Source organism: Streptomyces sp. MMG1533 (assembly GCF_001279775.1).
Taxonomy (GTDB): Bacteria; Actinomycetota; Actinomycetes; order Streptomycetales; family Streptomycetaceae; genus Streptomyces.
The window spans coordinates 1-23,214 of sequence record NZ_LGDG01000178.1; the positions used below are offsets into that span (position 1 = coordinate 1).

Annotated in this window: 25 protein-coding genes and 3 pseudogenes; 18 read left to right on the forward strand and 10 right to left on the reverse strand. The window is 69.2% G+C overall.

What is annotated here, in order from left to right; translation table 11 throughout:
* Positions 1-159 precede the first annotated feature (159 nt).
* Positions 160-1,494: an SGNH/GDSL hydrolase family protein gene (locus ADK57_RS18290; RefSeq protein WP_053750545.1), complete on the reverse strand. Its 1,335-nt coding sequence runs from the start codon at positions 1,492-1,494 to the stop codon at positions 160-162.
* A gap of 194 nt (positions 1,495-1,688) precedes the next feature.
* Between ADK57_RS18290 and ADK57_RS18295 the strand changes: the two genes are divergently transcribed.
* Together ADK57_RS18295 and ADK57_RS18300 are read left to right on the forward strand one after the other, a co-directional pair.
* Complete coding sequence (locus ADK57_RS18295; RefSeq protein WP_053750623.1) at positions 1,689-3,026, forward strand: DUF445 domain-containing protein; 1,338 nt, start codon at positions 1,689-1,691, stop codon at positions 3,024-3,026.
* A gap of 54 nt (positions 3,027-3,080) precedes the next feature.
* Entirely contained in the window at positions 3,081-4,616 is a 1,536-nt protein-coding gene (locus tag ADK57_RS18300) for an MFS transporter (protein WP_053750546.1), read from the forward strand.
* A 155-nt stretch (positions 4,617-4,771) separates the two neighbouring features.
* Here ADK57_RS18300 and ADK57_RS18305 read toward each other — a convergent pair whose 3' ends face one another.
* Positions 4,772-6,238 carry an alginate lyase family protein gene (locus ADK57_RS18305; RefSeq protein WP_053750547.1) on the reverse strand — a complete coding sequence of 489 codons (1,467 nt, stop codon included), beginning with the start codon at positions 6,236-6,238 and terminating at the stop codon, positions 4,772-4,774.
* Positions 6,239-6,396: 158 nt separating this feature from the next.
* Here ADK57_RS18305 and ADK57_RS18310 point away from each other — a divergent pair, with 158 nt between their 5' ends.
* Positions 6,397-6,756, forward strand: coding sequence for a VOC family protein (locus tag ADK57_RS18310; protein ID WP_053750548.1), 360 nt, complete (start codon positions 6,397-6,399; stop codon positions 6,754-6,756).
* Between the two features lie 102 nt (positions 6,757-6,858).
* Here ADK57_RS18310 and ADK57_RS18315 read toward each other — a convergent pair whose 3' ends face one another.
* Both ADK57_RS18315 and ADK57_RS18320 read right to left on the reverse strand, forming a co-directional pair.
* Entirely contained in the window at positions 6,859-7,164 is a 306-nt protein-coding gene (locus ADK57_RS18315; RefSeq protein WP_053750549.1) for a hypothetical protein, read from the reverse strand.
* Between the two features lie 103 nt (positions 7,165-7,267).
* Entirely contained in the window at positions 7,268-7,573 is a 306-nt protein-coding gene (locus ADK57_RS18320; RefSeq protein ID WP_053750550.1) for a hypothetical protein, read from the reverse strand.
* Between the two features lie 174 nt (positions 7,574-7,747).
* On the opposite strand from ADK57_RS18320, the gene ADK57_RS18325 reads away from it, so the two are divergent.
* The 5 genes and pseudogenes from ADK57_RS18325 (at position 7,748) to ADK57_RS18345 (ending at position 11,979) form a co-directional block, all read left to right on the forward strand.
* Positions 7,748-8,173, forward strand: a complete 426-nt coding sequence (locus tag ADK57_RS18325) for an Hsp20/alpha crystallin family protein (protein ID WP_053750551.1) — start codon at positions 7,748-7,750, stop codon at positions 8,171-8,173.
* A 103-nt stretch (positions 8,174-8,276) separates the two neighbouring features.
* Positions 8,277-8,801, forward strand: a complete 525-nt coding sequence (locus ADK57_RS18330; protein ID WP_078973200.1) for a DUF2267 domain-containing protein — start codon at positions 8,277-8,279, stop codon at positions 8,799-8,801.
* A 166-nt stretch (positions 8,802-8,967) separates the two neighbouring features.
* Positions 8,968-9,174 (forward strand): annotated as a pseudogene (locus ADK57_RS18335) (GNAT family N-acetyltransferase); the annotation flags it as partial.
* A 15-nt stretch (positions 9,175-9,189) separates the two neighbouring features.
* Entirely contained in the window at positions 9,190-10,857 is a 1,668-nt protein-coding gene (locus ADK57_RS18340; protein ID WP_053750553.1) for a glycosyltransferase, read from the forward strand.
* Positions 10,858-11,013: 156 nt separating this feature from the next.
* Positions 11,014-11,979 carry an ankyrin repeat domain-containing protein gene (locus tag ADK57_RS18345; RefSeq protein WP_234390281.1) on the forward strand — a complete coding sequence of 322 codons (966 nt, stop codon included), beginning with the start codon at positions 11,014-11,016 and terminating at the stop codon, positions 11,977-11,979.
* Between the two features lie 82 nt (positions 11,980-12,061).
* Here ADK57_RS18345 and ADK57_RS18350 read toward each other — a convergent pair whose 3' ends face one another.
* Positions 12,062-12,478, reverse strand: coding sequence for a winged helix-turn-helix transcriptional regulator (locus ADK57_RS18350; RefSeq protein WP_053750555.1), 417 nt, complete (start codon positions 12,476-12,478; stop codon positions 12,062-12,064).
* A gap of 98 nt (positions 12,479-12,576) precedes the next feature.
* Here ADK57_RS18350 and ADK57_RS18355 point away from each other — a divergent pair, with 98 nt between their 5' ends.
* From ADK57_RS18355 to ADK57_RS18365, 3 genes are all read left to right on the forward strand, one after another.
* Entirely contained in the window at positions 12,577-13,404 is an 828-nt protein-coding gene (locus ADK57_RS18355; protein ID WP_053750556.1) for an NAD(P)H-binding protein, read from the forward strand.
* A 203-nt stretch (positions 13,405-13,607) separates the two neighbouring features.
* Positions 13,608-14,057 carry a hypothetical protein gene (locus tag ADK57_RS18360; RefSeq protein WP_053750557.1) on the forward strand — a complete coding sequence of 150 codons (450 nt, stop codon included), beginning with the start codon at positions 13,608-13,610 and terminating at the stop codon, positions 14,055-14,057.
* 129 nt (positions 14,058-14,186) lie between these two features.
* Entirely contained in the window at positions 14,187-15,650 is a 1,464-nt protein-coding gene (locus ADK57_RS18365; RefSeq protein ID WP_078973201.1) for a flavin-containing monooxygenase, read from the forward strand.
* A 133-nt stretch (positions 15,651-15,783) separates the two neighbouring features.
* Here ADK57_RS18365 and ADK57_RS18370 read toward each other — a convergent pair whose 3' ends face one another.
* From ADK57_RS18370 to ADK57_RS18380, 3 genes are all read right to left on the reverse strand, one after another.
* Positions 15,784-16,131 carry a hypothetical protein gene (locus ADK57_RS18370; protein WP_234390283.1) on the reverse strand — a complete coding sequence of 116 codons (348 nt, stop codon included), beginning with the start codon at positions 16,129-16,131 and terminating at the stop codon, positions 15,784-15,786.
* Positions 16,132-16,240: 109 nt separating this feature from the next.
* Entirely contained in the window at positions 16,241-16,678 is a 438-nt protein-coding gene (locus ADK57_RS18375; RefSeq protein ID WP_053750560.1) for a hypothetical protein, read from the reverse strand.
* 232 nt (positions 16,679-16,910) lie between these two features.
* A complete protein-coding gene (locus ADK57_RS18380; protein WP_078973202.1) occupies positions 16,911-17,399 on the reverse strand; it encodes a hypothetical protein in 489 nt (162 codons plus the stop codon).
* A 245-nt stretch (positions 17,400-17,644) separates the two neighbouring features.
* On the opposite strand from ADK57_RS18380, the gene ADK57_RS18385 reads away from it, so the two are divergent.
* From ADK57_RS18385 to ADK57_RS18415, 7 genes and pseudogenes are all read left to right on the forward strand, one after another.
* Entirely contained in the window at positions 17,645-17,908 is a 264-nt protein-coding gene (locus ADK57_RS18385) for a hypothetical protein (RefSeq protein ID WP_053750562.1), read from the forward strand.
* On the forward strand, positions 17,877-18,410 hold the full coding sequence (locus tag ADK57_RS18390) for a DUF6879 family protein (RefSeq protein WP_053750563.1): 534 nt from the start codon (positions 17,877-17,879) through the stop codon (positions 18,408-18,410). The genes ADK57_RS18385 and ADK57_RS18390 overlap by 32 nt, the downstream gene beginning before the upstream one ends.
* A gap of 25 nt (positions 18,411-18,435) precedes the next feature.
* The gene (locus ADK57_RS18395) at positions 18,436-19,290 is read left to right on the forward strand and encodes a helix-turn-helix domain-containing protein (RefSeq protein ID WP_053750564.1); all 855 of its coding nucleotides are present in this window, start codon (positions 18,436-18,438) and stop codon (positions 19,288-19,290) included.
* Between the two features lie 50 nt (positions 19,291-19,340).
* Positions 19,341-19,628, forward strand: a pseudogene (locus tag ADK57_RS18400) (VOC family protein).
* A gap of 159 nt (positions 19,629-19,787) precedes the next feature.
* Positions 19,788-20,372, forward strand: coding sequence for an ArsR/SmtB family transcription factor (locus ADK57_RS18405; protein ID WP_053750566.1), 585 nt, complete (start codon positions 19,788-19,790; stop codon positions 20,370-20,372).
* Between the two features lie 14 nt (positions 20,373-20,386).
* Positions 20,387-20,575, forward strand: a complete 189-nt coding sequence (locus ADK57_RS18410) for a hypothetical protein (RefSeq protein WP_053750567.1) — start codon at positions 20,387-20,389, stop codon at positions 20,573-20,575.
* A 268-nt stretch (positions 20,576-20,843) separates the two neighbouring features.
* Positions 20,844-22,017: pseudogene (locus ADK57_RS18415) on the forward strand (IS110 family transposase).
* 54 nt (positions 22,018-22,071) lie between these two features.
* On the opposite strand, the gene ADK57_RS47585 reads toward ADK57_RS18415, so the two are convergent.
* Together ADK57_RS47585 and ADK57_RS18420 are read right to left on the reverse strand one after the other, a co-directional pair.
* Positions 22,072-22,287, reverse strand: a complete 216-nt coding sequence (locus ADK57_RS47585) for a DUF397 domain-containing protein (protein WP_107091581.1) — start codon at positions 22,285-22,287, stop codon at positions 22,072-22,074.
* A complete protein-coding gene (locus ADK57_RS18420; RefSeq protein WP_053750568.1) occupies positions 22,284-23,132 on the reverse strand; it encodes a helix-turn-helix domain-containing protein in 849 nt (282 codons plus the stop codon). Before ADK57_RS18420 ends, ADK57_RS47585 begins: the two co-directional genes overlap by 4 nt.
* Between the last annotated feature and the right edge of the window lie 82 nt (positions 23,133-23,214).

The window sequence follows — 23,214 nt, forward strand, 5'->3', positions numbered from 1 at the left end:
CCCTCCGGGACCCTCCGGGCCTCCGGGACCCTCCGGGCCTCCGGGACCCTCCGGGCCTCCGGGCCTCCGGGACCCTCCGGGCCTCCGGGACCCTCCGGGCCTCCGGGCCTCCGGGACCCTCCGGGCCTCCGGGACCCTCCGGACCCCCGGCCCCCGGAGTCACAGCTCCGCCGGTGCCGCCCCCTTCAGGTCGGCCAGGTCGAAGGTCGCGGCCATTCGTTCGTAGCCCTTGTCGCTGGGGTGGAGGTGGTCGCCCGAGTCGTAGTCGGAGCGGAACCTGCGCGGGTTGTAGGGGTCCCGGACGGCCTTGTCGAAGTCGACGACGGCGTCGTAGACCCGGCCCGAGCGGATCTCCGCGTTGATCTGCTGCCGTACGGACTCGCGGGCGTCGGTGTAGCCGCGGTGGCCGCCGAAGGGCATCAGGGTGGCGCCGATGACCTTGATGCCGCGGGCGTGGGCCTGGCGGACCGTCGCGCGCAGGCCGTCGAGGATCGCCTCGGGGTCGGCGAGGTTGGGGTTGCGCAGGATGTCGTTGATGCCGAGGTCGATGACGACGACCTTGACGTTCGTACGGCCGAGGACGTCCCGGGCGAAGCGGTCCACTCCGGCCTGGTTCTCGGCGGGGCGGCCGAGGCCGTCGGCGAGGATCTGGTTGCCGCCGATTCCCTGGTTGACGACGCTGTAGCGGGGCAGGTCCCGGCCCGCCGCGATCGCCGTGCGCAGCCGCTGGGACAGCAGGTCGGTCCAGCGGTGGTTGGCGTTGTCGGTGGAGCCGACGCCGTCGGTGAGCGAGTCGCCGAAGGCGACGACGGTGCCGTCGGCCTCGTCGCTGAGCACGTCCAGCGCGGTCAGGTAGCGCCAGTAGGGGGTCTGCTCGGTGTACGCGGTTCCGGTCACGTCCTCGGTGAGGTCGCCCTCGGCGACGTAGGACGTCTGCTGGGCGTGCGGGTGGAAGGTGACCGGGCCGGACAGGGTGGGGGAGTAGGTGGTGACGAGGATGTCGCTGCCGCCGGGTATGGCGATGCGGACGGCGTCGCTGAGCACCTGCTGCCCGGCCGGGACGACGACCGTGGTGTTGCCGCCGAAGGTCAGGCGCCGCATGGTCCGGGCGGCCGCCTCGGCGGTGCCGGTGCCGGCCGCGACGGCGATCGAGGCGTGTGTGATGGTCAGCGGCGACTGGCCGTAGAGATTGGACAGCGTGATGCGGGCACTCGTACCGCCGATGCTCGCGTGGACGACGTTGCGCACCGAGCGGCCCGCCAGGCCGTCGGTCTCGGTGCCCGGTTCGGCTCCCACCGGGGAGGCGGACCAGGAGCCGACCCAGACGCCGGTGGAGGCGGGGGCGGCGGAGTTGTGGGGGGTGCGTGGGCCGGCCAGTGTGGTCCGGTCGTTCGTACCTGCGTCGGTTGCCACTCCGACATAAATGGCGGCGGACAGGGCCACGATCACGGAGAGGATCGCGGCGAGCAGGGCGTAACCATGACGCCGGGTCATGCTGTGTTGTTCTCCTCGGGCGATGGGAGCCCGAGGCTCCGATCTGATGAGCCCATGATGAGCCATGGGCCTGGGAAAACTGGCAGGACCCCGCCGCGTTCCCCCGACCGGACAGACGCCGGGAACTCTTGTTCCGTTCCAGGAGTCGGTCAGGAAGGGACAATGTGTGAGGGATCACCGAACGGGTGGAGCGGATGGAACGTACGGAAACGGGATCAATCGGTGCCGAAGGGCAGCATGCCCGCCCCGGCGCCGCCACGAACCGCGCCATGAACACGTTCAGCGAGGCCGACGAGGAGAAGCAGCGCGGCGTACGCCGGATGAAGCTCACCGCGACCGGCATGCTGCTGTTCGTGGCGGTGGTCTACGTCCTCGCCAAGTCGGCGTCCCACCAAGGCGCCGGCGCCTGGGCGGGCTATGTCGCCGCGGCCGCCGAGGCCGGCATGGTCGGCGCGATGGCCGACTGGTTCGCGGTCACCGCCCTCTTCCGCCACCCGCTCGGCCTGCCCATCCCGCACACCGCGATCATCCCCACCAAGAAAGACCAGTTGGGGGTGTCGCTGGGCGAGTTCGTCGGGGAGAACTTCCTCTCCGAGGACGTCGTGAGACAGCGGCTGCGGGCGGTCGGCATCGGCAGCCGGCTCGGTACGTGGCTGGCGGACCCCGACCACGCGGACCGGGTGACGGCCGAACTGTCGGCCGCCCTCAGGGGTGCGCTGACCGTGCTCCGTGACTCGGACGTCCAAGCGGTGGTCGGCGAGGCGATCACGAGAAGGGCCGACGCGCAGGAGATCGCCCCCGGCATAGGCAAGATGCTGGAGAAGATCGTCGCGGACGGCGGCCACCGTCGTGCCGTCGACCTGGTCGTCGCCCGGGCGCACGACTGGCTGGTGCTGCACAGCGGCTCCGTCATGGACGCCGTACAGGGCGGGGCGCCCGGCTGGACGCCGAAGTTCGTCGACAAGAAGGTCGGCGAACGCGTCTACAAGGAACTGCTGCGCTTCTGCGCGGAGATGCGGGACATGCCCTCCCACCCGGCCCGCGGCGCCCTCGACCGCTTCCTCACCGACTTCGCCTCCGACCTGCAGTCCGACACCGACACGCGCACGCGTGTCGAGCGCCTCAAGGGCGAGGTGCTGGGCCGCGGCGAGGTGCAGGACCTGATCGCCTCCGCCTGGACCGCCGTACGATCCATGATCGTCTCGGCCGCCGAGGACGAGCGCAGCGAGCTGCGACTGCGCGTCCGCGCCTCCCTGCTGTCCCTGGGCGCCCGCATGGCGGCCGACCCGAAGGTGCAGGCCAAGGTGGACGGCTGGGTGGAGGGCGCGGCGGTGTACGTCGTCACCACCTACCGCAGGGAGATCACCTCCCTGATCACCGACACCGTGGCGGGCTGGGACGCGGAGCACACCACGAAGAAGATCGAGGCGAACATCGGCCGTGACCTGCAGTTCATCCGGATCAACGGCACGGTGGTGGGGTCGTTGGTGGGGTTGTTGATCTACACGGTGTCGCGCGGGCTGGGGGCGTAGCCCCACTGGTCGAGGGCACTCGATCCGGGTTCTCGCTCAAAGAGGAGGGAGCCCATGACCACCGCGCAGGCCGAGACAGGCCGAACCGTGACGACCGACATCCCCGCCCGCCTCGACCGTCTCCCATGGTCGCGCTGGCACTGGACGGTCGTCATCGGACTCGGCACCGTGTGGATCCTCGACGGACTGGAAGTCACCGTCGTCGGCAACATCGCCGGGCGCCTCTCGGAGCCCGGCAGCGGACTGCCCATCAACTCCGGCCAGGTCACCGGCATCGCCGCCGCGCTCTACGTGGCCGGCGCCTGCCTCGGCGCCCTCTTCTGGGGCCGCCTGACCGACATCTGGGGGCGTAAAAAACTCTTCATGATCACCCTGGCGGTGTATCTGGCGGCGACCGCGCTCACCGCAATCGCCTTCGACACCTGGTGGTTCTTCGCCTTCCGCTTCCTGACCGGCTTCGGCATCGGCGGTGAGTACGCGGCCATCAACTCCGCGATCGACGAGCTGATCCCCAAGGAGTACCGGGGCCGCGTCGACCTGATGATCAACGGCAGCTTCTGGCTGGGCGCGGTCGGCGGCTCGCTGCTGTCGATCGTCGCGCTGAACACCGACATCTTCCCGGCGAACGTCGGCTGGCGGCTGACCTTCGCCCTGGGCGCCGTCCTCGCCCTGGTGATCCTCCTCGTACGACGCCACGTCCCCGAAAGCCCGCGCTGGCTGCTGATCCACGGCCGGGACGAGGAGGCGGAACGGATCGTCTCCTCCATCGAGAAGCGCGTCGAGGCCGAGCGGGACGAACCGCTGCCGCGGCCCGAGGGTGAGATCACCATCCACCAGCGCCGCAGCGTCACCTTCCTGGAGATCGGCCGTACCGTCTTCTCCGACTACCGCAGGCGGGCGATCCTCGGCTTCTCCCTCTTCATCGGCCAGGCCTTCCTCTACAACGCGATCACCTTCGGCTTCGGCGCGATCCTGACGACGTTCTACGACGTCCCGACCGGCGACACCGGCTACTACTTCGCCGTCATCGCCGTCGGCAACTTCTGCGGCCCGCTGCTGCTCGGCAAACTGTTCGACACGGTCGGCCGCAAGGTGATGATCTCGTCGACGTACCTGCTCTCGGGGCTGTTGCTCTTCGGCACGGCCTGGCTCTTCGACCGCGGTTCCCTGAGCGCGAGCACGCTGACGGCCTGCTGGTGCGCGGTGCTGTTCTTCGCCTCGGCGGGCGCGTCGAGCGCGTATCTGACGGTCTCCGAGGTCTTCCCGATGGAAACCCGGGCCATGTCCATCGCCTTCTTCTACGCCATCGGCACCGCCGCCGGCGGTATCAGCGGCCCGATCCTGTTCGCCGACCTCACCGGTACGGGCAAGGTCGGTGACACGGTCCTCGCCTTCCAGATCGGCGCGGCCCTGATGTGCGCGGCCGGCCTGGTCGCCGCGTTCCTCGCCGTACGCGCGGAACGCCGCTCCCTGGAGGACATCGCCAAGCCCCTGACCGCGGCGGCGTCCTCGGCGACTTCGGCGACTTCGGCGGTCGCGGGCAGGAGCCCGGGGTCTTCGGGGCCGGGGTCGCGAGCGGCGACCGTGTAGGCACGTGCAGCCGCGCCCGCCAGCCTGCGGGCAGTCGTGCCGCTGGGGCGGCACGGGTGGGCGCAGGCGGCACCCCGCAGCGCCGGGCTGGGCGACCCACCCCCGCCCACCCCAGCGCCGGGCTCCGCGCTTCCACCCACCGCAGCTCGCGGCTCCTACTGAGCGACGTCGCGCCGCACCCGGTCCCGGCGCCGCATGAAGAGCAGGCCGCCGGCGATCGCCGTGATGCCCGCGGCGGCGGTCCAGCCGACGATGTCGTCGGAGCCGGTGGCGGCGAGGTCGCCGCCGGCCTTGGCGGACGCGGACGCGGATGCGGAAGGCAGCGCGGTGGCCTCCGCGCCGGTCTGCGGACGGGCGTCGGAGCCGGCGCCCGAACCCGCGGACGCACTGGCCGCCGGGCTCGGGACAGCCGACGTGTCCGCGGCCTTGTCGCGCGTGAACGCCAGTGTGCCGAAGCCGAGTTGGTCGTAGCCGCCGCTGTTGGGACCGTAGTCCCCGCCCCCGCCCTCGGGCGCGGCCTTGGCGGCGATCCGGGTGAGGTAGGTGGCGGACAGGCCACGGCGCTTGGTGTAGTGGTTGGCGATCAACGCCCAGATCGGCCGCTGCATGGCCGGATCCACGCCGGCGGCCTCGGTGGCGGTCTCCCGGCCGGACCAGCCGTTGATCGCACCCTTGGCACGGGTGTTGGCGGTGTAGGGCACGTCGCCGCCCATGCTCCACTTGGCCACGTACTGGGCGCCCTTGAGGAAGCGGCTGTCGTCGTAGCCGTACAGGTCGATGCCCTGGTTCCAGGCCATCTCGCAGAAGGTGCCCATGAGGCCGACGCCGAGCAGCGCGTGCCCCTGGTCGCGGCCGGTCTCCAGCCACTCGCCGAGTCCGTCGTCGCGCACGACGGGGATGGCGTTCTTGACGGCGCCCAGGCCGTCACCGTTCTTGAAGTAGTCCACGGCGCGGGCGACTTGGGCCTTGTCGTCGCAGAAGATGCCGGTGGCCAGGACACAGGCCATGGCGGCCAGGTCCCAGTTGGGCCAGTAGTTGGTGACGACGGCGCCGTTGTGCTTGACCAGGAAGTCGTCGCTCAGCGGCGCGAAGACGCCGCTCAGCATCTCCTGGAACCGGTCGAGCTCGAAGTCGCCGTGGTCGCGGACGAGTTCGGCGGCGTTGGCGATCTGGTAGCCGTAGAGCCCGGCGGCGAGGAACCGGTCGGCGCTGCCCTGGAGGCTGGTCAGCTTGGCCGACCAGGCGTTGAGGATGCCGACGGCGGTGTCGAGGTACGCGCTGTCACCGCTGACGTGTCCGCGCAGGGCGTTCTGGTAGGCGGCGTGGACGTCGTTGTAGAGGGTCGCGTAGTTCTGCGGGGAGCCCGACCCCCGGTACACGATGGCCTGCGGGTTGGCCGTCCAGCCGCTCTGCGCATGGCGGTTGGCGGTCAGCTTGGCGAAACCGGCGGTGTAGGGGGCGGCACCCGCCTTCACCTTGGCGGCCATACGGTCCAGGTCGGCGCGGGTGTGCAGGAGTCCGGGGTGGGCGAAGGCGGTGCCCGCGGCGACGGCCGGTGTGCCGCTGCCGAGGGCGGTACCGAGACCGACGGCTCCGGCGGTGACGCCTGCGGCCTTGAGCATGTTCCGGCGGCTGATCTCTCGTGTCACGAGTTCGTTCCTCGGGGTCGAATCGCGTGCCTGTGGTGGGGGACGGTGAGGAGACGAGCGGGAGGGTCGGCCGATAACGAAAACTGGAGCACCTGTTCCGGACAGGCTGCAAGCGTGAGGAGTGACGACCGATGACCGTCCGCAGGATCGTCCCCGACATCCACGTCGAGTCCGAGGAGGCGATGCGAACGAACCGGGACTTCTACGGCCTGCTCGGCCTCGAGGAGGTCATGAACCTGGGCTGGGTGACGACCCTCGCCTCACCCGGCAACCCCACCGCCCAGATCATCTTCCTCACCGAGGACCGCACCGCACCCGTCGTCCCCGACATGAGCGTGGAGGTCGACGACGTCGACGCGGTGTACGCGCAGGTGGTGGCGTCCGGCGCGGAGGTCGTGCGGGAGCTGCGGGACGAGGAGTGGGGCGTACGGCGGTTCTTCGTACGGGATCCGAACGGGCGGGTGGTGAATGTGCTGGGACACCGGGCGTAGCGGGGCTTGGCCGGATGTGGCCCGGCGTAGCGGGGCGTGGCCGGATGTGGCCGGTCGGGGCGCCCCGGGCTGCCGTCGCGGCCGTCGCGGCCCGCGCGGCCGTCAGGACAGCGGGTGCACGATCAGTCGCGACTGCTTGCCGGCGAACGCCCTGCGCAGCGCCCGCATCTCGACGTTCCGGGAGGTGAAGACGCCCTGCCTGTCGACGTGGACGATCACGACGTCGTAGCTGTCGACGACGTCGGAGAGACCGCCGTTCTGGAGGGTGTCGGCCAATGCGTACGTGGTCCGGCTGAGCCACTCGGGCAGCCCGAGGGGCTCGGTGATGGCGTCCCAGAAGTCGTCGAGCGTGTCGAAGGGGCGGCCCCGCAGGTCCACCACCAACTCGGTCAACGTCCTCTTCGGCATGGCCGGAGGTTAGCCCGGGCCAGGTGGGCGGGGCGACGGATTATCCGGCGTCCCGGTCCGCCTGTCCGGGCGTCCCGGTCCGCCCGTCGGCGTTCGGGTCCGCCTATCCGGCGTTCCGGTCCGCCACCGCCCACGACGCCAGAGCCACGGCACCGGCCACCCCGAAGACGGCCGGCCAGGCGCCCACCTTCTTGGCCAGGGGGTGCGACCCGGCGAAGGCGGCGACGTACGCGGCGGTCAGCGCCCCCGCTGCCTTCCCGCCCGCCTGCTGCCGCCACTGCTGCGCTGCCGCGGCCCCGGCGACGGCCAGCACGACCCCGCCCAGCTGCCGCTTCTTGGTCCAACGGGCCACGCCGTACCCGCCGACGAGACCGCTCGCCGCGACGACCGCGCTGGGAACCTTCGCCACGCCTGCCTCCTGTGCTGTCCGGTGTGTCCAGGTGTCCGGTGTGCCCCGAGGCTAACGCTCACCTCGGGTGATGCCGTCAACCTGAGTCGGGGCTTGTCAAGTTTCCTCCTCCGAGCTATATAAGAAGCCGTAGGGCATCGCACAGCCAACACCTGAGGAAAGGAGTGAACTGTGATGCTCATGCGTACCGACCCCTTCCGCGAGTTCGACCGCATCGCGCAGCAGGTTCTCGGCTCCACCGCCCGCCCCACCGCGATGACGATGGACGCCTACCGGTCCGGGGACGAGTTCGTCGTCCACTTCGACCTCCCCGGCATCGACCCCGAGACGATCGAGATCGACGTCGAACGCAACGTCCTGAACGTCCGCGCCGAACGCCGTTCCCCCGCCCCCGAGGGAGCGGAACTGATCGTCGCCGAGCGCCCGACGGGCAGCTTCTCCCGCCAGCTCTTCCTCGGCGACACCCTCGACACGGAACGCGTCGACGCCTCGTACGACGCCGGTGTCCTGACCCTGCGCATCCCGGTGGCGGAGCAGGCCAAGCCGCGCCGCATCCAGATCACGGGCGGCGGCAGCGGCCGTAGGCAGCTGAGTAACTGACCGGCAGACGCGGGACGTCCCGCAGGCACGGGTATGCGAACCGCCTGCGGGACGTCCCGCGCGCCGAAGCGTAGAACCGGTGGGCCGAAGGAGGGAGCCCCAGATGACAGCACTGAGCACGACACTGAGCACGACATTGAGCACGACATTGAGCACGACATTGAGCACGACGTTGAGCCCGGCACCGAGCACCGCACCGAGCACCGCACCGAGCACCGCACCGAGCCCGGCAAGATGGACCGAACTGATCGACGCCGTAAGGGAGTCCGGCCAGTACCCGACCACGGCGGAGGCCGAACGCGTCACCCGCATCGTCCTCTCCGCCCTCGGCGGCCACGTCACCGGCGACGAACGCGTCGACCTCGCCCGCGCCCTCCCCGAGGAAGCGGCCCGCGTGGTCGCCTCCCGGATCCCGGCGACCCGCCCGCTGACGGCACCGGAGTTCGTGGACGCGATCGCCGCCCACATCCAGGGAGCCACCCCGGCCACGGCCCGCTGGGACGTCAGCTCGGTGCTCAGCGTCCTGCCGGGCCTGGTCGGCGACGACCTGGTGGACCGCATCCTGGCCCGACTCCCGCAGGGCTACGCCCTGCTGTTCGGCCGTGCGGAACTGACACCGGCAGGCTGACCGAGCCGACGACCGTCATGACGATCCCGTCCCCGCTCTGCTCCCCCTCCTCCCACCCCGCCGTACGGCACGACCGGGCGGGCGGGCGACGAGTCCGTACCACCGTCCTCAGCGGAGACGGGGAGACGCGGAGACGGGGAGACGGGACCGGTCGCCGATGAGAGGGCGAGGCGGATTCACGGACCTCGGGGTGGAACAGGCCACCGCGAACACCATGTCGGTCAACACGCGGTCGAGGAGCGTAATGGAGAAGTCGGGACTCGAGTTCCTGAGAAGCTTCACCAGCGACTGGCCGGGGGCGATCGACGGATCCGAACACGGTGAGGTCGAGTACGAACTCACCCGGCCGGAATGGGAGCGGCAGCACCCCTGAACCGGGAGGATGGCAGTGATCAAGGTCAGCATCGTCGTGCCCGTCCACAACGCGGGCGACTACATCGAACGCTGCGCCCCCTCGCTCCTCCACCAGAGCATCGGCCGGGACGCGTACGAGATCATCTACGTCGACGACGGCTCGACCGACGACTCCGCGGCCCGCCTCGACCAGCTGGCCGCCCGGCATCCGCACGTGCGCGTGGTCCGCCAGGAGAACTCCGGCTGGCCGGGAAAACCCCGCAACGTGGGTGTCCGGACGGCCCGCGGCGAGTACGTCCAGTTCGTCGACCAGGACGACGAGCTGACCCCCGAGGCACTCGAGCGCCTCCACCGCCTCGCCACCCGCAACGCCTCGGACATCGTCCTCGGCAAGGTCGTCGGCACCATACAGGGCCCCAGCAGCCTCTTCAGACGCACCGTCGAACACTGCACGGTCGAGGACACGCCCCTCATCGAGAGCCTGACACCCCACAAGATGTTCCGCCGGGCCTTCCTCCTCGACGAGGAGATCACCTTCCCCGAGGGACCGGTACGCCTGGAGGACCAGCTCTTCATGGCCCGCGCGTACGTGCGCGCGAAGAGGGTCTCCATCCTCGGCGACCCCTGCTACGTATGGAACCGCCGCGACGACGGAGGCAACACCAGCAGCCGCGCGACCACCCCCGAGACCTACTACGGCCACCTGCGTACGGTCGTGGAGGCCATCAAGGAGGGCACCGAACCGGGCCCCCTCCAGGACCACCTGCTTCGCCGCTCCTACCGCGTCGAACTCCTCCGCCCGGTCAGCGAACCCCGCATCCTCAAGCGGACCGGCAGCAGCCGAGAACGGTACTTCGACGTCGTACGCCGCATGGCCCTCGACTGCTACCCACCGGGCGTACGGGACGGACTGCCCGCGATCACCAGACTCAGAGCCCACCTCCTGGAGGAGGGCAACCTGGAGTCCCTGGTCGAACTCGCGCGCCGCGCCCAGGGGATCAGACCCCAGGTCACGGTCGACGACATCCGCAGGTGCGACGACAGACTCGTCATCACGACGACGATCGGCATGCTCCGCTCCGACGGCGAACCCCTCACCCTCGTGGAGCGCTACGGACGTCTCCTCCTGGACCCCGATCTGCTGGCGGACATCAAGGGCGCCGAGGACTGGGAAGTCCCGCACCCCCTCGGCGACGCCCGCGGCGAACTCCTCGTCCACGACGTCGCCCGGAACCTGTGGTGGTACCCGGACACCGACCTCGCCGCGCGCACCCAGCCGCTCGGCAACGGCCGCCACCGCGTGATCCTCACCGGCGAGACCACCATCGACCCCCTGACCCTGGCCGGCGGCACCGAGATGCCTCCCGGCACGCACCTGGTGTGGGCGAGCGCCCAACTCCTCGGCGTCGGCCGCCGGGCCCCCCTCACCGGCACTCCCTCCTGCCCCGCCCCGTTCACGGCCGGCACCCCGCCCCGCCTGGTCCACCCCGCCTGGGGCGGCCCCTCCGGCCAACTCAGCCTGTCCGTGGGCCACCCGGGGCACATCTCCGTCCCCCACCGCCTGTTCCTGCACGCCACGGCGCCCCCCGGCGTCCGCCGCGCCGCCCGCACCGTCCTGCGACGCCTCCCGAAGGACGTACGCGGACAGGTTCGTACGCTCGCGCGCAGGGCGGATCCCTGGACGGCGGCTCGGAGGGACTGAACGTCGGTCCCTCGGTCCTCAGCCCTCACTCGTCGGTCCTCAGCCTTCGGTCCTCACTCCTCAGGACAACTGCGTTGTCAGTGGCGTCTGCGATGGTGTGCGTAGGGGGGCGCTGCGAGGAGAGCTGCTGCCCGGATCTGCGTTGGAGGGGGCACGGTGACGGCTCGGAACGACGGCTGGCCAGGCATGGGCTGGAACGCCTGGAAGGACCACGACGCCGTCCGGCGGCATCTGGACGCCGGCGCCGACCCGGAATCGTGCGGCGGAAACCGCCCCCTGCACCAGGCGGCGGCGTACGGCACACCGCAGGCCGTGGCCGAACTGGCCCGACGCGTCACCGACGTCGACGCCCTCGAATACGGCACGACAGCCCTGTGGGAAGCCGTCATCGCCAACGAGCCCGACAACGCCCGTGCCCTCACCGAAGCCGGCGCCGACCCCTGGCGCCCCCTGATCGGCGGCTGGTCCCCGGGCCGCCTCAGCCTGGCCGGCCCGACCCCGGACCTGTTCCCACGCCCCGAGGGCGAACCCGGCCTGACGGAGCCCGAGCGGGCAGCGGTACAGGAGGCCGGACGCCTGATCACAGCCATCGGTGACATCTACTACGACGGCCTGGGCCTGGCCTGCGTGGCCGGCATCGACGCCGACGAGGCGATACGCCGCCTGGAGGCGACCTCGGCACAGGGCGAGGACGCGGCCGACATCATCAAGGACCCGTACGACTACGACATCGACGAGACCCTCCACATCGTGGGCGTGACGACGGTCCCGGGCGGCTGCGTAGTGACCCAACCCTGGGGATACGCCCCGTCGATGCCCGGCATCCACACCCGCCTGTCCACCGGCACCGTCTCCTACGGCCTGTACGCCAACCCCAAGAGCGGCAACCAGGGCAGCATCGCCCGCGACGGCGTCATCAAGGGCTGGGACCTCCACCCCGGCGGAGGCCACCCCGACGCGGACGACACCCCGGAGGAGGTCCTCGCCACCTACCTCTTCCACCACAAGGCGGTGGCCTACTCATGCGCCTACGCGGGCCTGCGCCTCACCGAGGCCCGCGCGGTGACCGGCCCTCCGGACGTGTGGGTGGAACTCCCGGAACGGGATTACTGGACGCATTGAACCGGACGCGTTGAACCGGACGCGTTGAACCGGACGCGTTGAACCGGACGTGTTGAACTGCTGAAGGCCATGCGGGCGGGCCCTACCTGCGCCCCACGGCGCGACGGTTGGGGGGCCGCTCCTTGCTGTCGTACTCCTGCCGGGCCTCCTCGACCGTGTCCAGGTTGACCGACCAGTCGGAGAGTGCGGCGAACAGCGGCCCCAGGCTGCGTCCCAGTTCGCTGATCTCGTACTCCACCCGCGGCGGAACCTCCGGGTGGTAGGTGCGCACGACCAGCCCGTCACGTTCCAACTGCCGTAGCCGGTCGGTCAGCACCTTGGGCGTGATGCTGGTGATGCGGCGTTCCAGCTCCACAAACCGATGCCGCCCGTGTTCATGGAGCGCCCACAGAATCGGAGTGGTCCAGCGGCTGAAGACGATGTCGACCACCGGGGCGATCGGGCACGCCTGCTCTGGAGCGACGTCGCTACGGGCGGCCGGAGTCGTGTTGTGCGTCACAGTGAGGCCTTCTTCCCATTACTTTCCTCTAGGTACCTACTATCCCCATGCCAGTAGCTTCCGTTGGGCCAACACAGAACTCGACAACGGGAGCGAACATGATTGTGGTGACCGGAGCCACGGGCAACGTCGGACGGCCGCTGGTGCGGGCGCTCGTCACGGCCGGTGAACAGGTGACGGCGGTCTCGCGAGGAATCGCCGCGCGGGACATGCCGGCGGGGGTACGGCACCACCAGGCCGACGTGGCCGAGCCGGAGAGCCTCGCGCCCGCACTCGACGGCGCCGACGCGCTGTTCCTGCTGACCTCGGGCGACTTCGTATCGTCCGGTGGCAGCGTCGGCGACGTCCTCGATGCCGCGCGGAAAGGCGGGATCCGCCGGGTGGTCCTGCTGTCCTCCCAGGGCGTGGCCACGGGAAGCCACTCATCGGCGCTGGAGGACCCCGTCACGCAGTCGGATCTGGAATGGACCCTGTTGCGGCCGGGAGGCTTTGACTCCAACACGTTGCAGTGGGCCGAAATGATCCGCGCGCAGCGGACGGTGGCGGCGCCGTTCGGCGATGTCGCACTGCCGACCATCGACCCGGCCGACATAGCCGAGGTCGCCGCCGTGGCGTTGCGGGACGACGGTCACGTCGGCAACGCCTATGAGCTGACCGGGCCGGCACCGGTCTCCCCTCGGCAACAGACCTCGGCGATCGCCGATGCGCTGGGGGAGCCGGTGCGGTTCGTCGAGCAGAGCCGCGCGGAGGCGCGGGCACAGATGCTGGGGTTCATGCCCGAGCCGGTGGTGGAGGCCACCCTCGGCATCCTGGGCACGCCGACAGCCGCTGAGCAGCGGGTGAGCCCCGACGTCGAGCGGATCCTCGGCCGCCCGGCCCGCACGTTCGCAGAGTGGGCTGCGCGCAATATCGCGGCCTTCAATTAGGCCGAGGAGTGGATATGGGGGGAACCAAGGAGTGGACACGGGCCACCGAGAACTGGACACGGGCCACCCAGGACTGGACACGGGCCACCCAGGACTGGACATGGGAAATGCTCGCGGCGGGCACTTCGACCCCGGATGGCTGTACTTCACCGGCACCGGGCCGGCCAACAGCGCCTTGCCCGGCACGTTAGCGTGCTAGTGACATGCGCCGATCCCCTCTCACACCGCTGCTGGCGGCGGCCCTGACCGGATGCTCGCTCCTCGGCCAGGACACGCCGTGCACCGAGGCCGACGCGGACTCGCAGGTCTCCGTCGTGTGGCGGCCCGCCGACTTCGGCGGCCGGGACGCGGCGATGATCCGGCTCTGCGTGGACGGCACCTGCGAGGAGCGGACATCGGGCAGTCCCGACGGCCCGTTCGCCTCGCTGTCGGTCCAACTCCCCGACAGCATCGGTGCGTCCACCGTGCCGGTGCGGCTCACCGTGACGTCCGCGAAGAGCGGTGACCCGGTCGTCGAGGACAGTACCCGGGCCAGGCTGACGGAGCAGCACCCCAACGGCACGTCCTGCCCGCCCACCACCTGGACGGCGACGTTCCGTGCCCACCCCGGCAAGGGCCTCACCTCCCCCGAGGGCATGAAGCTCCAGGGCTGAGTCCTCCACGCCCTTTTTCGTTCAGTTTTCTGGTCCCTCAGGCACCGGAGGGCGCCCTGGGCAGGGAGGTCCGCAACCGGGATGATGAGCGAGCTGGACACGGCGATCGCCCACGGGGAGTGACAGCTGATGAGAGCGTGTGTGGTCGGGGCCGGCCCCGGGGGAATCGTCACCGCCAAGGTGCTGCTGGAGAACGGCTTCGACGTCACGGTCTTCGACAAGTACCAGCAGGTCGGCGGGATCTGGTCAGCAGGGGGCTGCTACGACGGGCTGGCCAACCAGTCCGCGCTCCGCATCTTCGAGTTCGCGGACCTGCCCAACCGCTTGAACTTCGCCAGCGCGGTGGACACGCAACGCTACCTGGAGAAGTACGCGGAGACTTTCGGTGTGCTGGACCGCGTCCGGCCCGGCACCGAGGTGATCTCCATCCGGCCCCTGGAGGGGCCTGGGCGGGTCGGCGCCTCCGGCTGGTCGGTCGACTCTCGGGCCGCTGGGGACAAGTCGGCGGAGGTTCATCGCGAAACATTCGACTACGTCGTTGTCGCCAGTGGGGCTCATCATCATGCCCAGCTGCCGGAGCTGCCCGGGCGTGAGTTGTTCCGCGGGACCGTGCTGCACTCCAACGAGGTGCGGGCCGGGACATTCGCCGGCCGGCGCGTGGTCGTCGTGGGCGGCGGCAAGTCCGCATTGGACCTGATCACCCGCGCCGCACGCGAGGCGACCTCGGCCACCCTCGTGCAGCGCAAGGTGAACTGGATGGTCCCCGAGCGGTTGCTGCTCGGTCTGGTCGGATACAAGTGGATCCTGTTCACCAGGCTCGGTGAGGCGCTCCTGCCCCGCTACCACGATCCGGCCTGCATCCGTCCGATCGACCGCATCGACGAGCGGATCAAGCGAGCTCTGTGGTGGCTCATCACCCGCGACATGCTGATTTCCACCGGGCTGTACCGGCTGCCGAGGCAGCTGCGGCCCGCTCACGCGCTCCCCTTCCACCTGGCCCACGGGGGAGTGATGCCACGCGGCTACGCGCGAGCCGTCCGCCGCGGCCTGATCGCCTCCAAGGTCAGTGCTGTCGAGGCGTACACCGACGAGGGGCTGCGACTGGCGACCGGCGAGGAAGTGGCGGCGGATGTCATCGTGTTCGCCACGGGGCACCACAAAGTCTTCCCGTTCCTGGACTCGAGCGTGCGCGTGCACGATGACGACGGGCGGCTGCGGCTCTACCGAGGCATCGTGCCACCCAGCGCCGACCGGCTGGGGTTCGTCGGTTTCCGGCAGGTCTTCAACAACATCATGGGCGTGGAACTCACCGCGCACTGGCTGACCTGCCATTTCCGGGCGACGCTGCGCACCACCCCGGGCGAGCAGGGGATGCGGGAGGCCATCGACGCCCGCCTGGCCTGGCAGGAGCAGGTACTGCCGGGCTCCGGCGGCTACGACTTCGGCCCCTACGACATCCACTGCGCGGACGAACTCCTGCACGACATGGGGCTGCCGTCCCGCCGCGCCGGCAACCTGCTGGCCGAATACCTGCTTCCCGGCGGAGTGGCACACCGCTACGCGGGCCTGACCCGATCGAGTTCGGCGAAATGAAGGCAGAGCATGAGCGGCCCGACGCTCGGCGAGTCCCGCTGACCGGAATTGGTCACCGCGGGTTCTCCTCCGGAATGTGCCGCCGTGCGGTCCACCCGGCCGCCGACTTCGCCAAGCGCCACGGGCGACTTGCTCAGAACCCCGGCAGCACCATCCGACCGGTCATCAGCACGTCGTGGTTGGCGAAGAGCGAGTCGAGCACGAACCGCCGACGGATGTACGCCGTCCAAGTCGTGCCCGGCAGATCGGTGTACGCCGTGACCGTTCGCGCGCGGCTCGCCTGCGTGAGGATCCATCGGGCCTGGACCTGGCGTTGCTGATGGCCGCCGAGATCGCAGGCGAGGCGCCACAGCGCTTCGCCATCGCCGCCATCGCCGCCGGCGTCGACGACAGTGACGAGTCCGATGTCACCGAGGCAACGCTCGTCACTGGACTGGGTGGTGTAGGCGACGCTGAGACCTTCGAGCGGGAAGACGGTCACGCGGCTGGTCGCGGTCAGCTCGGTGAGGGACAAGGGACGAGGTCCGTTCTGGCACAGGGGGTGGGCGGACCGACCGGGGGAGGCCGACCCGCCCATTCCGGGGAAGGCGTCAGCAGCAGGGACCGTCGCCGCAGCAGGCGGGCGGGTTGCAGTCCGCGGCCGTACCCCACAGCCGCTCGTCGACCTCGAATCCAGCGGACCTGATCCGGTCCACGACGTCGACCATCAGACCGCGCGTGCGCACCTTCGAGTTCGGCTGGTGATGCAGGAAGTAGCCGAAGCTCCGCTCACACCAGTCGGCGTACCAACCGGTGTGCAGGATGAGCGTGTGCCATCCCGGATCGACCTGCTGAGACGGCGCCATGGCGGCGCCCGCGCCGGACGAGCCCATGACGAAGACCATGGCGAGCGCCTGGTCGACGACCCGGTCGGCGACACAGCGTTCCAACCCGTACTCGTCAGCGCAGAACGCGGCGAGCATGTCGAACTCGGCGTCCGTGACGAGGGATTGACCTGTGCGGCTTCCGACCGCGATGGCGGTCGTCATCGGGCGCCTCCCTTCGTACCGCTGCCGTTCTTGGGTGGAGTGGGGCCCGGTGGCATGTCGGGGCCGGTCGGGGTTGCGTGCAGCACGGATTCACCTCACAGCGGGAGGACCTTCGGACAGCCCTCTCCCCGAGTGCCGAATGCCTGTCGAGTGATCGAGGAGAGGGAGCTTGCAGACGACCGCGCCACCTCGTGCACGCCGGTACGCGGCGGGAAACAGCAGGGCGCGAGGATCAGACCAGCGTCTGCTGGATGAGCTGCCGGTGGCCGGCGTCCACCAGGTCTCGCACCGCCTGTGGCCTGCACAGGTCGCCGTCGTAGCGAGGCGGAACGACCCAGTACGTTCCGGGCGGCTCGCGGCGATCGATTCGCGGAACGCCCAGATACGTGTCGTCCCGCAGACACGGGGCGCTGCGGTTGTAGTCCCAGACCAGGCCGGCATGCCACTGGATGAGGGCGTAGTACGTCGAAACGGCGGCGCGGTTGTCATGGATGACGGGACCGCGCAGTCGTTCAGCCAGGGCCTCGGCCACCACGCCGGGGTCGTCCGAGTCGAGGGCGGCGTACACCAGCACTCCCGAGAGCCTTACCGCGGCGAACCGTCGGCCTAAAGGCAAGAGCGCTACCCCTTGGCTCGACCACTCCGCCCGAACCTGGTCGGGTACGGGGTGCGCCCGGGCAAGCCACTCGGCGATCAGTCTGTCGAGTACGTGTGTCTCCATCTCCGGCCTCCAAGGAGTGCGCCACTGAGCCCGTGCAGGGCCCGTGCAGGGCCCGTGCACGAGTGGCTGGGCTGGCTGTCGCCGACCATGAGGCTAGGGACGCGAGGAGCACGGCTTCCATAGATGTGCAGCAATGTGCAACTAGCCACTCTCTCAGGCGACTTCGCCCAGAGAACCTCTTGACGGTCGGCACCGGCGTCGCGATCGTGTTGCACAAAGCTGCACATCCCACGACGGAGGCTGCTATGCCGCTGCAGTTCATCGGGATCGACCCGAACACCGGGGATCACGAGAGTCCGACCATCTGGGTGGACCAGGAGAACCAAGAGCTCGTCCTCCAGGGCTGGAAGCCCGACGCGGACCTCGAAGCGGAGTGCGCCGGGTTCGAGCTGCCAGGTCACGCCAAGGGCATTCCGGAGCACGAAGCGGTCATCCGTATTCCGGCCAGGATGGTGCCCGTGATCAGGGAGGCGTGCGATGCCGTCGAACGTGCCAACGGCGTTCACTGACCTGCTCGCCGGCTGCACACGCTCCGCCGTTCACCTGGAGATGCGTGACTCGTACGCAGTCGACTACGAGAAGGGCCCCTTCGCCGAGTGGCGTGCCGGGTACCGTCACCACCCCGACGACCGGGCTTCGTGGTGGCGCCCCTGGCTCGACCTCGTTCAGGAGACCGTGAACCGCGGCGTCATCATGCGACGGGCCCGCATTGTGTCCGAGCCCGTCAGCGAGTACACCCGCTTCCTGTACGACGGCACGTTCACGAACGAGGCTGCCGGTGAACAAGTCCGCTGGCTGCCCAGGCGCCGGGCCTCCGGCATCGCGTTGCCCGGCAACGATTTCTGGCTGTTCGACGATCAGGTCATTCGCTGGAACCACTTCGCCGGGGACGGGTCATCGCTCGGTGGGGAAGTCTGGGACGAGACCCCCGACGTAGCGAAGCTCTGCGCCGATGCTTTCGAAGAGGTCTGGGCGCGAGCGGTTCCGCACAGCCAGTACGAGATTCACTGACAACACGCACCAGACAGGCCAGCTCATGCCCATCTCCCCGTCCTCGTCCGCCCAGGCCGCGCGCGAAGTCGTCGCCCGGCGGCTGCGAAACCTTCGCAAGGGGGCGGGGTTGACGGTCACTGACCTGGCCGACAGCTGCGGATGGCACCACGCCAAGACGTCTCGTATCGAGAACGCTCAGACTGCACCTTCGACCAAGGACATACGCGCGTGGGCGGAAGCCTGCGGCGCGGCTGATCAAGGCGACGACCTCATCGCCCAGTCACTGCACGCAGAGTCGATGTACACCGAGTGGCGCCACCAGATCCGCAGCGGTCTGAAGAGTCTGCAGGACAGTGCCGTTCAGTTCTTCCACGAGACCCAACTGTTCCGTGTCTACTCCTCGACGCTGGTGCCCGGCCTGCTCCAGACCGAGGGCTACGCCGCCGGCGTGCTGGGCATCAGCGCCCGCTTTCGTGAACTTCCCATCGATGACAGTGCCGAGGCCGCCGGAGCACGGGTCGACCGCTCGCGAGTGATTCACGAACCAGGCCATCGGTTCGTGCTGGTAGTCGAGGAAGCCGCGCTGTACTGCCGCATCGGTGACGAAGACGCCATGGCCGCCCAACTTGGCTACCTGCTCACCGCGGGAGCGCTGCCTCAGGTGTCGCTCGGCATCATCCCGTCGGCAACCCGGAACCGAACGCAGTGGCCCCGGGAGACGTTTCACGTCTACGACAACAAGCTGGTGTCGGTGGAACTCGTCTCTGCACAGGTCAGGATCACTCAGCCTTCCGAGATCGCGTTGTACTTGAAGGCTTTCGAGCAGCTTCGGAGCATGGCCGTATACGGAGCAGATGCCCGGGCCTTGATCCTCAGGGTGATCGAGGGGCTGTCCTGACCACATCTTCCCTTTGCCGACGGTCAGCGACCTGAGGTCGTGACCGACACCTGTCGGCCGAGTTCATCGCCGCAATCGTGGGGCTGAAGGTCGGTGCTCCGTTCGGGCCGTTCCTGCCCGTCGACCTCGGCAACGGTGTGACGCGCATTCCTCGTGCCCGACGCGCAGTTAGGCGCCGTGATCGCCGCCTGGAGGCGGTTGGCGTCACCTACCACGCCGACCTCAGCCATACCGAAACCGGCCAGATCAACAGCCTGTTCGGCGGTCACGGCGCGTACTTCGACGACCCGGACGGTCGCAACATGGAGATCAGGACCCGGCCCCACATCCGCCCCTAGTGCTGTGACCGCATAGTTCGCCGGGTTGGTGGTCATGGGCCCATGTCGGGTGGAGGTGAAGTCACTTCCGCCGGGCTGCTGGAAGGCCAAGTCGCCTCACAAAGACTGGTTGCAAAGGACCCGTTGCAACCAGTCCTTTGCAACGGTACTTTTGTACGCATGAACGAGCCCCAGGACCCACAGGTCCGCAGCCTGGATGCCCGCTCCCTGCGTGGGCTCGCGCACCCCCTGCGCATGCAGCTGCTGGACGCCCTGCGCTTCGGCGGTCCGGCCACTGCGTCCCAACTCGCCGAGAAGCTCGGCGAGTCGAGCGGTGCCACCAGCTACCACCTGCGACAGCTCGCCGCCCACGGCTTCATCGAGGACGCCCCCGAGCGGGGCAAGGGCCGGGAGCGGTGGTGGAAGGCGGCTCACCAGGGCCTGCGCTACGACGACGCCCTGCTCACGGACGCCAACCCGGATGTACGCGGGGCCGCCGACATGTACCTCCATGAGGTCGCGACCACCCAGGCCCGGGACCTGTCGACCTGGCTCGGCAACCGCCACGCATGGCCGGAAGAGTGGAACCGCACCTGGGACATGAGCAGCGCGACGCTACGGCTGACGCCCGAACTCACCCGAGAACTTGTCGAAAAGATGCACGCGCTCGTCGACACCTACCGAGACCGGGCCACCGACGAGGGCGACGCCGACACCGCTCAGGTACGCATCCACACACGCGCATTCCCGCTCACTACGGAATGAGAGGCCACAACCCGATGCACCCCGAGACCCACCTCGCCCTGCACCACGTCCGCGCCGTCGAACTCCGTGCCGAAGCCGACGCGTACCGTCTCGCCGCCGCGGCCCGTCGCCCCCGGGACCTCCGGACCCGCCTCGGTTGGACCCTCGTGGAGGTCGGCCTGCGGCTGGCCGCCGCGCCCAAGACAGCAGTCGCTGTTCCCTAGCTGTTCTGTCCGGGGAGTTTCGCAGGGATCGGTCAGGCTGCGGCTTTGAGGGGGCGTCCGCCCTACTTTCTTGGCTGTTGGGTTCGAACTGGTCATTCGTAAGATCGGCGGGACCCAGGGGCTCTGGGTATGGCTGTCATGGGGATAGCCGTCCGATGGCTGGAAAGGCTTGGCCGCCCGGAGCCCTGCGACGACTCGACCGCTGTGTAGGGCAACGTCGGCGAGGTCGTCTGCTGGGCTGTAGGAGCGCGACGAGTTGGCGGTGACCGTGCCCCGGATATGGGCCGGAGTGGACATCGGCAAGGAACATCACCACTGCGTGGTGATCGATGCGGACGGCGAACGGCTGCTGTCCCGCCGGGTCCTGAACGACGAATCGGTCCTGCTGGAACTGATCGGGGACGTCCTGGCCCTCGACGACGACGTGCTGTGGGCGGTCGACCTCAACCACGGCGTCGCCGCCCTGCTGATCGGCCTGCTGCTCGGCCACATCACCGGCCTGACCGTGCACCGCGCCTCGGCCTCCGACCGGGGCGAAGGCAAGACGGACGCCAAGGACGCCTTCGTCATCGCCGACCAGGCCCGCATGCGCCGCGACTTGGGCCTGCTGCGGCCCGGGACGAGATCGCCGTGGACCTGCGCACCTTGACCACCCGCCGCACCGATCTGGTCTGCGACCGCACCCCCCCCAGATCAACCGGCTCCGAGCACAACTGCTGGAGATTTTCCCGGCGTTGGAGCGTGCGCTGGACCTGACGAACAAGGGTCGGGTCATGCTTCTGACGGGCTACCAGAGCCCGGCGGCGATCCGCCGCAGCGAAGCCAGGCGCATCGATACTTGGCTGCGCAACCGCAAGGTCCGCGGTGCTGCCGCCCTTGCCAAGACAGCCGCGGAGGCCGCAGAGGGTCAGCACACGGCCCTGCCGGGCGAGCAGCTGGCCGCCGCCATGGTCGTGCGGCTGGCGAAGGGCGTGATGGCGCTCGATGAGGAGATCGCGGAAGTCGACGCGCTCATCGACGCCCGGTTTCGCGAGCACCCGCACGCCGAGGTGATCCTGAGCCTGCCTGGCATGGGCAAGCAGATGGGCGCCGTGTTCATCGTTGCCACCGGCGGCGACATGGACGCCTTCGGCAGTGCCGGCCGTCTCGCCGGCTACGCCGGTTTGGCCCCGACACCGCGCGACTCCGGCCGCGTCAGCGGCAACCTCCGCAGGCCACGCCGGTTCCACCGCGGCCTGCTCAACGCGATGTACCTCTCCGCCCTGTCGAGCCTGAAGAACTGCCCGGCCTCGAAGGCGTACTACTCGCGCAAGCGTGCCGAGGGCAAGGGGCACAAGCAGGCGCTGCTGGCGCTCGCGTGCCGCCGCGTCAACGTCCTGTGGGCCATGATCCGCGACGGAGCGTGCTACCAAGCCACACCACCTGTCACGGCAGCGGCTTGACATCAGCATTGGGAAGCCCTTCAGCGGAACGAGGGCTGCGGAGGAAACCCCTCCTCAGTGCGCCAAACGTCCGTGTTCCAGGACACCACTCAAGAAGGCGCGCCATGCGCGGTTACCAAGAGTGACTACGGGCCCTGGCTCACGCTTGGAGTCGCGCACAAGAACTTCGTCGGCGGTCAACGCACACTCGATGCACTCTCCTCCCGCACCGTTGCTGTACGACGACCTGAACCACACGGGACGGCGGCTGCTGTCGGGTGCAATGATCACCTTGCGTAATCCTTCAATACCGTTTTGATCAACCGGATGGAGCGTTGAGGGCTCAGGGCTGCGGCTCGCAAGCCGTCGAATGCCCTCGTGTACTCACGAACATGATGCTCGCCTTCAAGGTAGACGGCATCGGTGATGCCGTCCCGATACACCAGGTCCGGGTCTTCCTGGTCGGGGAAGCCCAGCATGGTGAAGGAGCCCGTGGCTGGATAGGTGCCTGCGTCGAAGGGAAGTACCTGCAAGGTCACGCTCGGCAACTCGACCGAGTCCAGGACGCGTTCGAGTTGCTCGCGCATCAACGCCTGATCCCCGATGACGTGACGCAGGGCGCCTTCGTTCACGACGAACCAGGCATCGGGGGCGTCGGCTCGCGTCAGCATGGCCTGGCGCTCCATGCGTACACGCACGGCCTTGGCGATGTCCTCGGCCGGCATGTGAGCTCCGGACTTGTGGAGCTCACATGTGTACGACTCGGTTTGCATCAGGCCTGGGATCAGCTCGCACTGGTATTGGCGGAACGCGGATGCCTCCTGCTCCAGGCCGATGTAGATGTTGAACCATTCGGGGACACCGGAGCCATGCACCTGCCACCAGCCACGCGTCTTGGCCTCCCGTGCCAATGACTTGAGGAACTCGCGGAGCTCGTCGGTGGTGCCGTAGAACCGGCACAGTGCGTCGATGTCTGACGGCTGGACCCGGCCGCTCCCGGTCTCCATCCGGTTCACCTTGGATCCGCTCCAGTCCAGGGCCTGGCCGACCTGTGCGCAGGTCAGGTTGCTGTTCTCCCGGAGCTTCTTCAGCTCGATCGAGAGACGACGGCGACGTGCCGTCGGAGAACCAGCCATCTCAACCCTCCGTGGAATAGCGGACGTTCAGTCTCGCGCCAAGGTGCGCACCTGCCAATCACTCGGAAGTGGGAATCCCGTC

Coding starts and splice junctions, on each gene's coding strand:
- ADK57_RS18290 (WP_053750545.1), bottom strand. CDS start 1,494: ATGACCCGGCGTCATGGTTACGCCCTGCTCGCCGCGATCCTCTCCGTG.
- ADK57_RS18295 (WP_053750623.1), top strand. CDS start 1,689: ATGGAACGTACGGAAACGGGATCAATCGGTGCCGAAGGGCAGCATGCC.
- ADK57_RS18300 (WP_053750546.1), top strand. CDS start 3,081: ATGACCACCGCGCAGGCCGAGACAGGCCGAACCGTGACGACCGACATC.
- ADK57_RS18305 (WP_053750547.1), bottom strand. CDS start 6,238: ATGCTCAAGGCCGCAGGCGTCACCGCCGGAGCCGTCGGTCTCGGTACC.
- ADK57_RS18310 (WP_053750548.1), top strand. CDS start 6,397: ATGACCGTCCGCAGGATCGTCCCCGACATCCACGTCGAGTCCGAGGAG.
- ADK57_RS18315 (WP_053750549.1), bottom strand. CDS start 7,164: ATGCCGAAGAGGACGTTGACCGAGTTGGTGGTGGACCTGCGGGGCCGC.
- ADK57_RS18325 (WP_053750551.1), top strand. CDS start 7,748: ATGCTCATGCGTACCGACCCCTTCCGCGAGTTCGACCGCATCGCGCAG.
- ADK57_RS18330 (WP_078973200.1), top strand. CDS start 8,277: ATGACAGCACTGAGCACGACACTGAGCACGACATTGAGCACGACATTG.
- ADK57_RS18355 (WP_053750556.1), top strand. CDS start 12,577: ATGATTGTGGTGACCGGAGCCACGGGCAACGTCGGACGGCCGCTGGTG.
- ADK57_RS18360 (WP_053750557.1), top strand. CDS start 13,608: ATGCGCCGATCCCCTCTCACACCGCTGCTGGCGGCGGCCCTGACCGGA.
- ADK57_RS18365 (WP_078973201.1), top strand. CDS start 14,187: ATGAGAGCGTGTGTGGTCGGGGCCGGCCCCGGGGGAATCGTCACCGCC.
- ADK57_RS18375 (WP_053750560.1), bottom strand. CDS start 16,678: ATGACGACCGCCATCGCGGTCGGAAGCCGCACAGGTCAATCCCTCGTC.
- ADK57_RS18380 (WP_078973202.1), bottom strand. CDS start 17,399: ATGGAGACACACGTACTCGACAGACTGATCGCCGAGTGGCTTGCCCGG.
- ADK57_RS18385 (WP_053750562.1), top strand. CDS start 17,645: ATGCCGCTGCAGTTCATCGGGATCGACCCGAACACCGGGGATCACGAG.
- ADK57_RS18390 (WP_053750563.1), top strand. CDS start 17,877: ATGCCGTCGAACGTGCCAACGGCGTTCACTGACCTGCTCGCCGGCTGC.
- ADK57_RS18395 (WP_053750564.1), top strand. CDS start 18,436: ATGCCCATCTCCCCGTCCTCGTCCGCCCAGGCCGCGCGCGAAGTCGTC.
- ADK57_RS18405 (WP_053750566.1), top strand. CDS start 19,788: ATGAACGAGCCCCAGGACCCACAGGTCCGCAGCCTGGATGCCCGCTCC.
- ADK57_RS18410 (WP_053750567.1), top strand. CDS start 20,387: ATGCACCCCGAGACCCACCTCGCCCTGCACCACGTCCGCGCCGTCGAA.
- ADK57_RS18420 (WP_053750568.1), bottom strand. CDS start 23,132: ATGGCTGGTTCTCCGACGGCACGTCGCCGTCGTCTCTCGATCGAGCTG.